The organism is Pseudomonas sp. Marseille-Q5299 (assembly GCF_943737035.1).
GTDB lineage: Bacteria > Pseudomonadota > Gammaproteobacteria > Pseudomonadales > Pseudomonadaceae > Aquipseudomonas > Aquipseudomonas putida_E.
In genome coordinates, this window is sequence record NZ_CALSFR010000003.1 from 834709 (window position 1) to 848028 (window position 13320).

Consider the following 13320-nt stretch of genomic DNA (forward strand, 5'->3'; position numbering starts at 1 on the left):
CAGAGGGCAAGCCTGAAGACTGATGAGGAGAGCCGACCATGACCAGCAAGAAAACGGACGCGCCCAAGCACAGTGAGGCCGCCGGCACGCAGACCCCCGACCGCGCCAACACCAACGCCAAGCTGCAGAGCCTGGAGGCGTTTCGCAGCGATGCCACTGGCCAGGCCTTGCGTACCAACCAGGGTGTGAAGGTAGCCGACAACCAGAACAGCCTGAAGGCTGGTGCTCGTGGGCCATCGCTGCTCGAAGACTTCATCATGCGCGAGAAGATCACCCACTTCGACCACGAGCGCATTCCCGAGCGTATCGTCCACGCCCGAGGTACCGGTGCCCACGGCTACTTCCAGAGCTACGGCAACCATAGCGAACTGACCAAGGCCGGTTTCCTCCAGGACCCCGAAAAGATAACCCCGGTCTTCGTGCGCTTCTCCACCGTACAAGGCCCGCGCGGGTCGGGTGACACGGTGCGCGACGTGCGTGGCTTTGCTGTGAAGTTCTACACCGATGAGGGCAATTTTGACCTCGTTGGCAACAACATGCCGGTATTTTTCATTCAGGATGCCATCAAGTTTCCCGACTTCGTGCATGCGGTCAAACCTGAGCCGCACAATGAAATGCCCACGGGCGGTTCAGCCCACGACACGTTCTGGGATTTTGTCTCGCTGGTGCCTGAGTCGGCGCACATGGTCATCTGGGCCATGTCCGACCGCGCCATCCCGCGGAGCCTGCGGATGATGGAAGGCTTTGGCGTGCATACTTTCCGCCTGATCAATGCCCAAGGGGTGGCCAGCTTCGTCAAGTTCCACTGGAAGCCACGCCAGGGTGTGCATTCGGTACTGTGGGACGAAGCCCAGAAGCTGGCAGGCAAGGACACCGACTACCATCGCCGCGATCTGTGGGATGCGATCGAGACGGGTGATTACCCCGAGTGGGAACTGGGCGTGCAGATCGTCCCAGAGGCCGATGAGCACAAGTTTGATTTCGACCTGCTCGACCCGACCAAACTGATCCCCGAGGAGCTGGTACCGGTGACGCCGCTCGGCAAGATGGTGCTCAACCGCAACCCGGACAACTTCTTCGCCGAGACCGAGCAGGTCGCTTTCTGCCCTGGCCATATCGTGCCGGGCATCGACTTCAGCAACGACCCGCTGCTACAGGGCCGGCTGTTCTCCTATACCGACACACAGATCAGCCGCCTTGGCGGCCCGAACTTCCACGAGATCCCGATCAACCGGCCGGTAGCGCCGAACCACAGCAGCCAGCGCGACGCCATGCACCGCATGACCATCGACAAGGGCCGTGCTTCCTACGAGCCCAATTCGATCGATGGCGGCTGGCCGCGGGAAACGCCGCCGGCGGCGCAGGATGGTGGCTTCGAGAGCTATCAGGAGCGCATCGAGGCACACAAGATCCGCCAGCGCAGCGAGTCGTTCGGCGATCATTTCTCGCAGGCGCGGCTGTTCTTCCAGAGCATGAGCCCGACCGAGCAGCAGCACATCATCAAGGCCTACAGCTTTGAATTGGGCAAGGTGGAGCGCGAAGCAATCCGCGCGCGTGAGGTCAATGAGATCCTGGCCAATATCGACCTGAAGCTGGCAGCGGCTGTGGCGGCCAACCTCGGCTTGCCGGCGCCCAAGCAGGGCACGGTTCAGGTCAAAGGTAGCAAGCTTGCGCAGTCCAAGGCTTTGAGCCAGATGAACCACCCTGGAGATGTGGGCATCAAGGGACGCAAGATTGCCGTTGTGGTCGCCGATGGCGTGGACGCCGCGAGCGTCGACAGGCTGGTCAAGGCGCTCGAAGCACAAAGCGCGCGGCCCATGCTGCTGGGGCCATCCTCGGCGCCGGTGAAGAGCGCCGATGGCAAGCAATTGCCGGTGGATGCTTCGATCGAGGGTATGCCGTCGATCATGTTCGACGGGTTAGTGGTGCCGGGAGGCAAGGCTTCAATCGATGCCTTGAGCGGCAGTGGTGTGGCCAAGCACTTCCTGCTCGAGGGTTACAAGCATTTGAAGGCGATCGTGTTGGCCAAAGAGGCCAAAGCGTTGCTGGGCAGCTTGGGCCTGAAGGAGGACAAAGGCTTGTTGCTTGGGGATGATCAGAAGGCAGTGGATGCCTTCGTCAAAGCCGTGGAAGGGCATCGGGTCTGGGAGCGGGAGGCGGCTGCAGAGGCGATCCCTGCGTAAGACGCTGCGTTGGTACCCATCGCCGGCTGCCGGCGATGGGCCCCCAGAAGTGTCAACGCTGATGCGGTACCAATACCACCTGAGCGGGCAACTTGCGCTGAATCTCGTGTTTTTGCTCAAGTGCGAAGCCGCTGTCGATCTTGCGAACCCGCTTTTCCAGCAAGGTCTTCAACCAAGGCGCATCTTCGGTGCGAGGTACCTGGAACACCACGTCGCACTGATAATTCACCACATCAGTGGCAATTTCATCGAGCTGCCGGCGCATGGCCCGGATGTCCGTGGTCTTCAGTGCAATGACCGTGCTAGGCGCGGTCGGGTCGATCACCCGCGCCTTGGGCTTGGCCTCGGCAGCCTTCAGGGCGGCCTCGGCTTTTTCCAGCTCAGCCTTGCGTGCCTGTGAGACCGCGTCACCGCCAGTCACGGCAGGTGCCTGCGGCATCAGTGCGCGGGCACGTGCCAGCGCGGTTGCGGCAGCGTTGACGTCACCCTTCTGAAGGACGATCTGGCTGCGTTTGAGGTAAGCCTCAGCCAACTGCCGCTGGTACTGTTCCAGGCGGCCATCGTCGGGCGATTGAGCCTGCAGCGAGGCAAGCTGATCTTCGGCTGTGGCCAGTTCATTGCTGTTGATACTTTGCTGCAGCTGCTGCCAGGCATCGGCTTGGGCAGGTGCACCGGGCTGCTCGACCGGCGCACTTGAACAAGCGGCCAGGAACAGGGAAAACGCGGCAACAAGCAGATAACGGGATGCGAACGGCTTCATTCCTGCGACTCTCTATTTGCGCAAAAAGCGAGCAAGTCTACACCCAGGTGCGCACGCTCGAAAACAAGTCTTACAGACCCTTTACCCGCGAAAAGGTTGCAGGGTGTGCCATGGCGCACCCCGGTTTTCAGCGTTTGGGCAGGGCCAGGCTCAGCAAGAATAGCACTGCCGCGCAGACCACGATCGATGGGCCGGCCGGGGTGTCCTTGAACCAGGACATGGCCAGGCCGCCGCAGACGGCCGTGACGCCCAGCAGGCTGGCCCCCACTGCCATCTGCTCCGGCGAGCGCGCGTGGCGCTGTGCCGCAGCGGCAGGGATGATCAGCAGGGAGGTGATCAACAGCACGCCGACGATCTTCATGGCGACGGCGATGACCACGGCAATCAGCAGCATCAGCGCCAGGCGCAGGCCAGCGACCGGCAGGCCTTCAACCATGGCCAGCTCTTCGTGGACGGTAACCGCCAGCAACGGTCGCCAAAGGACTGCAAGCAGCAGCAGTACCAGCGCACTGCCGCCCAGGATCCAGGCCAGGTCAGTGGTACTGATGGCCAGCAAGTCGCCGAACAGGTAGGCCATCAGGTCGATGCGTACGTCGTGCATGAAGCTCAGCACCACCAGGCCCAGCGACAAGGTGCTGGGCGCGAGGATGCCGAGCAGGGTGTCGGACGCCAATGGCTGGCGTTGCTGCAGGGTTACCAGCAGCAACGCCAGCAACAGGCACCCCACGGTTACCGCCAGCGCCGGGCTGACGTCCAGCACGAAGCCCATGGCCACGCCCAGCAGCGCTGCGTGGGACAAGGTATCGCCGAAATAGGCCATGCGCCGCCACACCACGAAGGAGCCCAGCGGGCCAGCCACCAGCGCCAGGGAAAGACCCGCGAGCAGGGCGTAAAGAAGAAAATCAGCCATGCTTGCAGTGGTCTCCGTGAACATGGGTGCCAGGGGCGACCACCGAGCCATGCAGGTCGTGGCTGTGATCGTGGTGGTGGTGGTAGACGGCCAGGCTCGGTGCGTTCTGGCCGAACAGTTCGACGAAGGCGGGGTCGTTGCTGACCTGCTCGGGGTGGCCGGAGCAGCACACATGCCGGTTGAGGCAGACCACCTGGTCGGTGGCGCTCATCACCAGGTGCAGATCGTGCGAGACCATCAATACCCCGCAACCATGGCGGTCGCGCAGGCGAGTGATGAGGTTGTACAGCTCGGTCTGGCCGACCACGTCGACGCCTTGTACCGGCTCATCCAGTACCAGCAGCTGGGGCTCGCGCAGCAGCGCCCTGGCCAGCAGCACGCGCTGCATCTCGCCGCCGGAAATGGTCTGGATCGGGCTGTCGATGACCTGTTCGGCGCCCACTTCCTGCAGTGCCGACAACGCTGCCTGCCGGTCTACACCGGGTACCAGGCGCAGAAAGCGCAGCACCGACAACGGCAGCGTGGCGTCCACCTGGATTTTTTGCGGCATGTAGCCGATACGCAGTTTCGGCTTGCGCCACACTGTGCCGCGGTGCGGCTTGAGCAGCCCGAGCACAGCACGGACCAAGGTAGTCTTGCCTGCGCCGTTGGGCCCGATCAGGGTGACGATCTGGCCGGGTGCCACCGACAGGTCGATGCTGTCGAGCACGGCCTCGCCGCCGAACGTGACGCCGACTTGCTCCAGACGGATCAGTGCATCGCTCATGCGGCGCCCCGGCAATTGCCGCACAGGCCGACGATTTCCACCGTCTGCGTTTCCACGCTGAAACCCACGCCTTTGGCGCTGGCGATGATCGCATCGCTGATGCTGTCCTGCTCCAGTTCGATGGCGACGTGGCATTCGCGGCAGATCAGGAACTGGCCCTGGTGCGCGTGCTCGGGGTGGCTGCAACCGATGAAGGCGTTGAGTGAAGCGATGCGGTGTACCAGGCCGTTTTCCAGCAGGAAATCCAGCGCCCGATAAACGGTTGGTGGCGCAGCACGCCGGCCATCCTGTTCGCTGAGCACGGCGAGGATGTCGTAGGCGCCCAGCGGCTTGTGGCTTTGCCATACCAGCTCCAGCACACGCCGGCGCAGTGCGGTCAGGCGCAGGCCCTGGCGGGTGCACAGCACCTCGGCCTCGGTCAGGGCGCTGTGCACGCAATGAGAGTGATCGTGGGGACGGTGGGCCAGCGGCGTGATGGACATGAGCAGCGACGGTTCTGGATGGAGACGTTATTATGTTACCTGTTTCTGACGAGTCGAGTATTCACTGTGTCCCGATTGCTTGTGCTTTTTGTCGCTTTTATCGCCTGCTCGGCGCAAGCCGACGTGCGTGTGCTGACCAGTATCAAACCGTTGCAGCAGATTGCCGCCGCTGTGCAGGACGGGGTTGGTAGCCCCGAGGTGCTGCTGCCTCCTGGCGCCTCGCCGCACCACTATGCCCTGCGCCCATCCGACGTGCGCCGCGTCGGCGATGCCGACCTGCTGTACTGGATCGGCCCCGACATGGAAGGTTTCCTGCCGCGGGTGTTGGGCAGCCGCAGCAAACCTGTCGTGGCTGTTCAGTCGCTGCCGGGCATGCAGTTGCGCCACTTTGGCGAGGACAGCCATTCACACGATGAAGAAGACCACGATGAGCATGACCACGATCATCGTCCGGGCAGCCTGGACGCGCATTTATGGTTGTCGTCAGTTAACGCCCGGGTGATTGCGGCGAAGATGGCGGCGGACCTGGCGTCGGCGGACCCTGCCAATGCCGCGCGCTACCAGAGCAACCTGAAGGCCTTCACTGCACGCCTCGATAGCCTGGATGCACGCATCAAGGCCCGGGTGGCGGGTATTGCCGACAAACCTTACTTCGTGTTCCACGAAGCGTTTGACTACTTCGAGTCTGCTTATGGGCTCAAGCACGCGGGTGTGTTCAGCGTGGCGGCCGAAGTGCAGCCGGGGGCGCAGCATGTCGCTGCCATGCGCAAGCGTCTGCAGGAAGTGGGCAAGACCTGTGTGTTCAGTGAGCCGCCGCTGCGACCGCGCTTGGCTGAGACGCTGACGGCCGGGCTGCCGGTGCGCTTGGCTGAGCTGGATGCGTTGGGCGGGAATGACCCAGTGGATGCCAAGGGCTACGAGCGTTTGCTGGAAAAGCTGGGCGCAGAGCTGGCAGGGTGCCTGGAGCAGCTTTAAGCCATTTGCATAGGCGCTGTAGGAGCGGCCTTGTGTCGCGAAAGGGCCGCAAAGCGGCCCCGGATATCGCGCTGCCGCAGATATGTCTGGGGCTGCTGCGCAGCCCTTTCGCGACACAAGGCCGCTCCTACCGAGAGCCGTGGCGCTTCGGTCAGAGCGCGAACGGCAGGTGCAAAGCCACTTGCTGGCGCTGCGCCAGACGCACCTCGAACTCGCTCGGGTCATGGATCATCACATCCATCCCGGCAAACGACTCGGCCGCGATCAAACGCGACAGCCAGAAGCGCACGCACCCGACCCGCAACATCTGTGGCCAGAGCTCGGCCTCGGCTGCCGTGAACGGCCGTAGCGCTGCATAGGCCGCCAGCAGGGCCTGGGCACGAGGCATATCGATCGCGCCGGTTTCATCCAGGCACCAGTCATTCACGGTGATGGCGATGTCGTACAGCATCGGCCCCGAGCAGGCATTGTAGAAGTCGATCACGCCGGTCAGGTGGGTGCCTTCGAACATCACGTTGTCGCGGAACAGGTCGGCATGCAGGTTGGCCCGCGGCAATGCCAGGATCTGCGCCTTGTGCGCGATGATTTCGTCCAGCGCCGGCTGCAACAGGGCAACCTGTTCTGCCGTGAGGCGTGGCATCAGCTCGGCACCGCTGGCGAGCATCCAGTCCAGGCCGCGATCGGTCTTGCGCTCGATGACGTGCTCGCGGGTGGCCAGGTGGATATGCGCCAGCAGCTCACCTACCTGGGCGCAGTGCTGGTTGTTCGGCGCCTTGATGTGCTTGCCCGACAGCCTTGGTTGCAGCAGTGCCGGCTTGCCGCACAGCTCGCGCAGGCCATTGCCGTCACGGTCACGTATGGCGTAAGGCACCGGCATATCGGCGGCGTGCAGCGTGTCGAGCAGTTCGATGAAGAACGGCATGTCCTCGCTGGGGCCGCGCTCGATCAGCGTCAGGACGAACTCCCCCTGTTCGAGGCTGACGAAGAAGTTGCTGTTTTCGGTGCCGGCGGCAATGCCCTGGAAATCGAGCAGACGGCCCAGCTGATACGGCGCCAGAAAGGTTTCCAGCTCAGGCCGGGTCACGGGGGTGAAGACTGACATGATGAAAGAATGCCCATACGGGCACTTCCGCCGGGAAGTGCCAGGTTGATGTGAACGGTACGCGTCAGATTACCACTCGAAGATCTTCCAGGACGGTATCAGCATGTCCGGTTGGTCGGAACGAATGAAATTGCCATCAGAGCCATCGGCGCGTACCAGAAAATAAGGCTTGCCGTTTTTCGGCGTGATCTTGATCGCATACAGGAAGCCGTTCTGCCGGTATTCCTGGATGGTTTTATCGCCTTCCGTGCGAATGGTCACCTCGGGATCTGCCGAGGGGGCGTCGTCCGCCGCCAGGGTGACGACTGGCATGGTTGCCAACAGGCTGAGCAGTAACAGGCGATTGAGTGTACGCATGATAACCTTGTCCCTTTGTCGTCATTGATCCGGCTATTCTAGCTCCGGACCCGCCGAAAAGGTTGATTCTGCTCATGAGCCAAGCGCCCCTCGTCCTGGTGGACGGTTCCTCCTACCTTTACCGCGCCTTCCACGCGCTGCCGCCGCTGACCACTTCCAAGGGCATGCCCACCGGCGCGGTCAAGGGTGTGTTGAACATGCTCAAGAGCCTGCGCAAGCAATACCCCGACAGCCTGTTCGCCGTGGTGTTCGATGCCAAGGGCGGTACCTTTCGCGATGCCATGTTCGCCGAGTACAAGGCCAACCGCCCCAGCATGCCGGACGACCTGCGGGTGCAGGTGGAGCCGCTGCATGCCAGCGTCAAGGCTCTGGGTTACCCGCTGCTGTGCGTCGAGGGGGTCGAGGCCGACGACGTGATCGGCACGCTGGCGCGCAGCAGTGCGGCAAAGGGGCGGCCAGTGATCATCTCGACCGGTGACAAGGATATGGCGCAGCTGGTGGACGGCCACGTTACCCTGGTCAACACCATGACGGGCAGTGTGCTGGATGTGGCTGGCGTGCATGAGAAGTTCGGCGTCGGCCCGGAGCACATCATCGACTTCCTCGCCCTGATGGGCGACAAGGTCGACAACATCCCAGGCGTACCTGGGGTCGGTGAAAAAACCGCAGTAGGGCTGCTGACCGGTATCGGCGGCGGCCTCAGCGACCTGTACGCCAACCTGGACAAGGTGCCGGCACTGGCGATTCGTGGCGCCAAGACCCTGCCGGCCAAGCTCGAAGAACACCGTGACGCGGCGTTTTTGTCCTACGAACTGGCGACCATCAAAGTCGACGTGCCACTGGATATCGAAGTGGACGCCCTGGTGTGCGGCGAGCCGGACCGTGAAGCGCTGCTGGCGCTTTATACCGAGATGGAATTCAAGAGCTGGATCGCCGACGTTCAGCGGGACGCGGCCAGGGCCGGCGATGAAGTTGCGCCTGTGCAGGCGCCTGCGGCCACGGTCGAGCCGAAATACGAAACCATCCGCGATCAGGCTCGCTTCGATGCCTGGCTGGAAAAGCTGCGTCAGGCGCCGCTGTTCGCTTTCGATACCGAGACCACCAGCCTCGATGCGCAAAAGGCACAGCTGGTCGGCCTGTCCTTCGCTGTCGAACCCCATGAAGCGGCTTACGTACCGTTGGCACACGACTATGAAGGCGCGCCGGTGCAACTGGATCGCGAAGCCGTGTTGCTGGCATTGAAGCCGCTCCTGCAAGACCCGGCCAAGGCAAAGGTAGGGCAGAACGCCAAGTACGATATCAACATCCTTGCCAATGGCTCGCCGGCGATCCAGATGCAGGGCGTGGCCTATGACACCATGCTTGAATCGTATGTGCTCAACTCCACTGCAACCCGCCATGATATGGACAGCCTGGCGCAGAAGTATCTCGACCACGCCACCATCGCGTTCGAAGACATCGCCGGCAAAGGCGCCAAACAGCTGACCTTCAACCAGATCCACCTGGACAAGGCCGGCCCTTACGCCGCCGAAGATGCCGACATTACCCTGCGCCTGCATCAGGCGCTGCAGGCCCGCCTTGCGCAGACACCGAGCGTACAGCCGGTGCTGATGGATATCGAGATGCCGCTGGTGCCGGTGCTGGCCAAGATCGAGCGCCAGGGCGCGCTGGTTGATGCTGCCCTGTTACAGATACAGAGCGGTGAGCTGGGCGTGAAAATGGCCGACCTCGAGCGTCGGGCCTTCGAGCTGGCGGGTGAGGAATTCAACCTCGGCTCGCCCAAGCAGCTCGGCTCGATCCTCTACGACAAGCTCGGCATGCCGGTGCTGAGCAAGACCGCCAAGGGCCAGCCTTCCACGGCCGAAGCAGTACTGGACGAGTTGGCCGAGCAAGGCTACCCGTTGCCGGAGGTACTGATGCAGTACCGCAGCCTGAGCAAGCTCAAGAGCACGTACACCGACAAGTTGCCGGGGCAGATCAACCCGCGAACCGGGCGGATCCATACGTCTTACCAGCAGGCCGTGGCCGCCACTGGGCGCCTGTCGTCCAGCGACCCGAACCTGCAGAACATCCCTATCCGTACCGCCGAAGGCCGGCGTATCCGCCAGGCGTTCATCGCCAGCCCGGGCTACAAGTTGCTGGCGGCGGACTATTCGCAGATCGAACTGCGCATCATGGCCCACCTGGCCAAGGACGAAGGCCTGCTGCACGCCTTCCGCAATGACCTGGATGTGCACCGTGCCACGGCTGCGGAAGTTTTTGGCGTAGCCCTGGAAGCGGTCACCACCGATCAGCGTCGTAGCGCCAAAGCCATCAACTTTGGCCTGATCTACGGTATGAGCGCCTTCGGCCTGGCCAAGCAGATCGGCGTAGACCGCAAGCAGTCGCAGGATTACATCGACCGCTATTTCGCCCGTTACCCAGGCGTGTTGGCCTACATGGAACGCACCCGCGCCCAGGCTGCCGAGCAAGGCTTCGTCGAGACCTTGTTCGGCCGCAGGCTTTACCTGCCGGACATCAACGCCAAGAATCCGGCCCTACGCAAGGGCGCCGAGCGCACGGCGATCAACGCACCGATGCAGGGTACCGCCGCCGACATCATCAAACGGGCAATGGTCAACGTGGACAACTGGCTGAGCGAAAGCGGCCTCGATGCTCGTGTGATCTTGCAGGTACACGACGAATTGGTGCTTGAAGTGCGCGAAGACCTGGTCGAGCAGGTGAAAGATGAAATTCGCGGGCACATGAGCAAGGCCGCGCAACTGGATGTACCGCTGCTGGTCGAAGTCGGCGTTGGTTCGAATTGGGACGAAGCTCACTGATTGAGCAGGGAAACCTGTGTAGGATCCGGGTTGCAGCGACGCGGATCCTGGCATGGCTCGATGCCATTAGTACTACGGTTTCATGAAACTATCGCAAATAGTTTTGAGGGCTCTGGAACTAAACCGGTGAAGCGGAACTCAGAGTAACTGAATGGCTGGTGAAGCCCTTCGATGCTCCTATGTTGTGTTAAGTGTTGGCAGATATCTGGACCCCGCCCTAGCGGTCCGGACTTGGACCCCGAACTTCCCCCTCCCCATACGAAGTCCGGGGTTTTTTTTGCCCGAAATTTGGGGGTGACGATGGCGGCACTATCGCCAAAAGCCGGCCCCCACAGGGTGGGAAGCCGACTTGCCGGCGATGACGTCGCTTCAGGCTACCGGCTTGTCTTCCAGCTCCATCCAGCCCGCCAGCACCTTGTAGGCCTCTTCCAGCCCCAGACGCTTGGGGGCCGAGAACAGCTGGATGGTCACGCCATCCCCCCAACCTTTGCGGATTTCCGACTGCACCTTGAGCAGGGTGTTCTTGCCTGCGCCGTGGGTCAGCTTGTCGGCCTTGGTCAGCAGGATGTGCATAGGCATGCCGCTTGCCCTGGCCCAGTCGAGCATCATCTTGTCGAAGTCGGTCATCGGGTGGCGCACATCCATCATCAGGATGACGCCGCGCAGGCATTCGCGGCTGCCCAGGTAGGCCTCCAGGTGACGCTGCCAATGCTGCTTGAGCGGGATCGGGACTTTTGCATATCCGTAACCTGGCAGGTCGACCAAACGCCGTTCATCGTCCAGACTGAAGAAATTCAACAGCTGGGTGCGCCCTGGAGTTTTCGAGGTTCGCGCCAGGCTGGCATGAGTCAGGGTATTGAGGGCGCTGGATTTGCCGGCGTTGGAACGGCCGGCGAAAGCCACCTCGTAACCCTGGTCGTCCGGGCATTGTTCGACCTTGGCAGCGCTGAGGGCGAATGTGGCTTTCTGGCAGAGGCCGAGGATGGGGTTCTTGACTTGCATGGGATATCCGATGTGGGTGTTGCCAAAGCCTAGGCCGGCAAGCGGTGTCGTTTCCGTTTGGATGGCGGAAGTATATAATGCCCCAGTATTTGTGTGCTCATTCTCCCAGCGAAGGAGAACGGGCATGGGGTGTCGAACAATAGCTCGCGCATCAGAACGCAGCGCGTCCCCCAACCCTGTCAGGTCGTTCCGCATGGCGAAATGGCTGCTAGCTGTCGGTATGTTCCTGCCGTTTTTCAGCGCACAGGCTACACAGGATCCCGAGGCGTTGTACAACCGCACGTGTGCGGCCTGTCACGCCGGGCAGTTGCCACAGGCGCCCAAGAAGGGTGACCGGGCAGCCTGGGAGCCAAGGCTGGCGCAAGGCATGGAGGTACTCATGGCACATGTGACTCAGGGTTTCAAGGCTATGCCGCCGCGTGGATTGTGCAGGGACTGCAGTGCCGAGGACTACCGTTTGGTCATCCTTTGGATGAGCGGCAGTCCCGATACATAACATTTCACCCTTAGCCGTGTTGGATTAGCTGATGAACAAACTAGTCGTGAGTCTGCTGTTGACCATGGGTGTCGCAGGTGCGGCCAATGCTGCAGAACCTGTCAAAGGCGACGCCGCCGCCGGCCAGGCCAAGACCGCCATCTGTGGTGCCTGCCACAACCCCGACGGCAATAGCCTGGCACCCAATTTTCCGAAACTGGCCGGCCAGGGCCAGCGCTATCTCGAAAAACAGTTGCATGACATAAAGTCCGGCAAGCGTACCGTGCTGGAGATGACCGGCATGCTGGCCAACTTCAATGACCAGGACCTGGCCGACATCGCCGCCTACTTCGCCAGCCAGAAAGGCAGCGTCGGCGCCGCCGACCCCAAGTTGGTCGAGCGTGGCCGGGCGCTGTTCAATGGCGGCGATCTGGAAAAAGGCATGCCTGCCTGCACCGGGTGCCATTCGCCCAATGGCGCAGGCATCGCGCTGGCCGGCTTTCCACACCTGGGTGGCCAGCATTCGCAGTACGTGACCAAGCAGCTCACCGACTTCCGTGAAGGCAACCGCACCAATGATGGTGATGCCATGACCATGCGGACCATAGCCGGCAAGCTGAGCAACCATGATATCGAAGCGTTGGCCAGTTATATCCAGGGCCTTCACTGAGCTATCTGCGCATTAACATTCGGTTAATGCTGCAACGCTAAAGATGAAAGGGCGGCGCGGACCGCCCTTTTTTCAGTCCGCAGCCGGTACACTACAGAACTCGGGCCCTTCCCGACCTGTCTCAGTACAGGTCGTGTCGAGGCGACCAAAGACTGCTCAGGAGTAAAGCATGCGTAAACTGATTCTCAGCGCTGCGCTGGTCGCCGCCAGCGTATTCGGTATGTCCGCCGTTCAGGCTGCGGAGCCTGCCACAGCCGGCAAGGAGTACCTCGAGCTGAGCAACCCTGTTCCGGTGTCCGTTCCCGGCAAGATCGAAGTGGTCGAGCTGTTCTGGTACGGCTGCCCTCATTGCTATCACTTCGAGCCGGTGATCAACCCTTGGGTTGAAAAACTGCCGAAGGACGTCAACTTCAAACGTGTGCCGGCGATGTTCGGCGGTGCATGGGACGCCCACGGCCAAATGTTCCTGACCCTCGAAGCCATGGGCGTCGAGCACAAGGTTCACGCCGCAGTGTTCGATGCCATTCAGAACCAGCGCAAGCGCCTGACCGATCCCCAGGACATGGCTGACTTCCTCGCCACCCAGGGCGTCGACAAGGACAAGTTCCTCGCCACCTTCAACTCGTTCGCCATCAAGGGCCAGGTCAACCAGGCCAAAGAGCTGGCGAAGAAGTACGAAATCACCGGCGTACCTAGCATGGTGGTCAACGGCAAGTACCGTTTTGACCTCGGCACCGCTCAGGGCCCGGAAGGCGTGCTGAACGTCGCTGACCAACTGATCGACAAGGAGCGCGCCGCTAAGTAAGCGGCGAACCC

The 13320-nt window shown here is 62.0% G+C and carries 13 protein-coding genes; 6 read left to right on the forward strand and 7 right to left on the reverse strand.

Annotation, left to right across the window (positions count from 1 at the left end; translation table 11 throughout):
• The first annotated feature begins 38 nt into the window (after positions 1-38).
• The gene (gene katE / locus NGJ21_RS12550) at positions 39-2183 is read left to right on the forward strand and encodes a catalase HPII (RefSeq protein ID WP_251962173.1); all 2145 of its coding nucleotides are present in this window, start codon (positions 39-41) and stop codon (positions 2181-2183) included.
• Positions 2184-2235: 52 nt separating this feature from the next.
• Here the strand turns inward: katE and NGJ21_RS12555 are convergent, their stop codons facing one another.
• From NGJ21_RS12555 to zur, 4 genes are all read right to left on the reverse strand, one after another.
• Entirely contained in the window at positions 2236-2943 is a 708-nt protein-coding gene (locus NGJ21_RS12555; protein ID WP_115273177.1) for a PA5502 family lipoprotein, read from the reverse strand.
• Between the two features lie 127 nt (positions 2944-3070).
• Positions 3071-3853: a zinc ABC transporter permease subunit ZnuB gene (znuB, locus tag NGJ21_RS12560; RefSeq protein ID WP_046786744.1), complete on the reverse strand. Its 783-nt coding sequence runs from the start codon at positions 3851-3853 to the stop codon at positions 3071-3073.
• On the reverse strand, positions 3846-4619 hold the full coding sequence (gene znuC / locus NGJ21_RS12565; RefSeq protein WP_046786743.1) for a zinc ABC transporter ATP-binding protein ZnuC: 774 nt from the start codon (positions 4617-4619) through the stop codon (positions 3846-3848). The genes znuB and znuC overlap by 8 nt, the downstream gene beginning before the upstream one ends.
• Positions 4616-5101: a zinc uptake transcriptional repressor Zur gene (zur, locus tag NGJ21_RS12570; RefSeq protein ID WP_046786742.1), complete on the reverse strand. Its 486-nt coding sequence runs from the start codon at positions 5099-5101 to the stop codon at positions 4616-4618. Before zur ends, znuC begins: the two co-directional genes overlap by 4 nt.
• An 18-nt stretch (positions 5102-5119) precedes the next feature.
• Here zur and NGJ21_RS12575 point away from each other — a divergent pair, with 18 nt between their 5' ends.
• Entirely contained in the window at positions 5120-6076 is a 957-nt protein-coding gene (locus NGJ21_RS12575) for a zinc ABC transporter substrate-binding protein ZnuA (RefSeq protein ID WP_046786741.1), read from the forward strand.
• A gap of 151 nt (positions 6077-6227) precedes the next feature.
• Here the strand turns inward: NGJ21_RS12575 and NGJ21_RS12580 are convergent, their stop codons facing one another.
• Together NGJ21_RS12580 and NGJ21_RS12585 are read right to left on the reverse strand one after the other, a co-directional pair.
• On the reverse strand, positions 6228-7178 hold the full coding sequence (locus tag NGJ21_RS12580) for a homoserine kinase (RefSeq protein ID WP_012316859.1): 951 nt from the start codon (positions 7176-7178) through the stop codon (positions 6228-6230).
• A 69-nt stretch (positions 7179-7247) separates the two neighbouring features.
• Complete coding sequence (locus NGJ21_RS12585; protein WP_012316858.1) at positions 7248-7535, reverse strand: DUF2782 domain-containing protein; 288 nt, start codon at positions 7533-7535, stop codon at positions 7248-7250.
• 74 nt (positions 7536-7609) lie between these two features.
• On the opposite strand from NGJ21_RS12585, the gene polA reads away from it, so the two are divergent.
• Positions 7610-10357, forward strand: a complete 2748-nt coding sequence (gene polA / locus NGJ21_RS12590; RefSeq protein ID WP_204919211.1) for a DNA polymerase I — start codon at positions 7610-7612, stop codon at positions 10355-10357.
• 369 nt (positions 10358-10726) lie between these two features.
• On the opposite strand, the gene yihA is transcribed toward polA, so the two are convergent.
• Positions 10727-11359: a ribosome biogenesis GTP-binding protein YihA/YsxC gene (gene yihA / locus NGJ21_RS12595; RefSeq protein WP_012316856.1), complete on the reverse strand. Its 633-nt coding sequence runs from the start codon at positions 11357-11359 to the stop codon at positions 10727-10729.
• 193 nt (positions 11360-11552) lie between these two features.
• On the opposite strand from yihA, the gene NGJ21_RS12600 reads away from it, so the two are divergent.
• From NGJ21_RS12600 to dsbA, 3 genes are all read left to right on the forward strand, one after another.
• The gene (locus NGJ21_RS12600; protein ID WP_046786739.1) at positions 11553-11855 is read left to right on the forward strand and encodes a c-type cytochrome; all 303 of its coding nucleotides are present in this window, start codon (positions 11553-11555) and stop codon (positions 11853-11855) included.
• 31 nt (positions 11856-11886) lie between these two features.
• Complete coding sequence (locus tag NGJ21_RS12605) at positions 11887-12504, forward strand: c-type cytochrome (RefSeq protein WP_115273175.1); 618 nt, start codon at positions 11887-11889, stop codon at positions 12502-12504.
• A gap of 169 nt (positions 12505-12673) precedes the next feature.
• Positions 12674-13309: a thiol:disulfide interchange protein DsbA gene (gene dsbA / locus NGJ21_RS12610; protein ID WP_039602079.1), complete on the forward strand. Its 636-nt coding sequence runs from the start codon at positions 12674-12676 to the stop codon at positions 13307-13309.
• Positions 13310-13320 lie beyond the last annotated feature (11 nt).

What these genes read in the sequence shown, in the direction of transcription:
- katE (WP_251962173.1), top strand. Translation starts at nt 39, where the DNA reads ATGACCAGCAAGAAAACGGACGCGCCCAAGCACAGTGAGGCCGCCGGC.
- NGJ21_RS12555 (WP_115273177.1), bottom strand. Translation starts at nt 2,943, where the DNA reads ATGAAGCCGTTCGCATCCCGTTATCTGCTTGTTGCCGCGTTTTCCCTG.
- znuB (WP_046786744.1), bottom strand. Translation starts at nt 3,853, where the DNA reads ATGGCTGATTTTCTTCTTTACGCCCTGCTCGCGGGTCTTTCCCTGGCG.
- znuC (WP_046786743.1), bottom strand. Translation starts at nt 4,619, where the DNA reads ATGAGCGATGCACTGATCCGTCTGGAGCAAGTCGGCGTCACGTTCGGC.
- zur (WP_046786742.1), bottom strand. Translation starts at nt 5,101, where the DNA reads ATGTCCATCACGCCGCTGGCCCACCGTCCCCACGATCACTCTCATTGC.
- NGJ21_RS12575 (WP_046786741.1), top strand. Translation starts at nt 5,120, where the DNA reads ATGGAGACGTTATTATGTTACCTGTTTCTGACGAGTCGAGTATTCACT.
- NGJ21_RS12580 (WP_012316859.1), bottom strand. Translation starts at nt 7,178, where the DNA reads ATGTCAGTCTTCACCCCCGTGACCCGGCCTGAGCTGGAAACCTTTCTG.
- NGJ21_RS12585 (WP_012316858.1), bottom strand. Translation starts at nt 7,535, where the DNA reads ATGCGTACACTCAATCGCCTGTTACTGCTCAGCCTGTTGGCAACCATG.
- polA (WP_204919211.1), top strand. Translation starts at nt 7,610, where the DNA reads ATGAGCCAAGCGCCCCTCGTCCTGGTGGACGGTTCCTCCTACCTTTAC.
- yihA (WP_012316856.1), bottom strand. Translation starts at nt 11,359, where the DNA reads ATGCAAGTCAAGAACCCCATCCTCGGCCTCTGCCAGAAAGCCACATTC.
- NGJ21_RS12600 (WP_046786739.1), top strand. Translation starts at nt 11,553, where the DNA reads ATGGCGAAATGGCTGCTAGCTGTCGGTATGTTCCTGCCGTTTTTCAGC.
- NGJ21_RS12605 (WP_115273175.1), top strand. Translation starts at nt 11,887, where the DNA reads ATGAACAAACTAGTCGTGAGTCTGCTGTTGACCATGGGTGTCGCAGGT.
- dsbA (WP_039602079.1), top strand. Translation starts at nt 12,674, where the DNA reads ATGCGTAAACTGATTCTCAGCGCTGCGCTGGTCGCCGCCAGCGTATTC.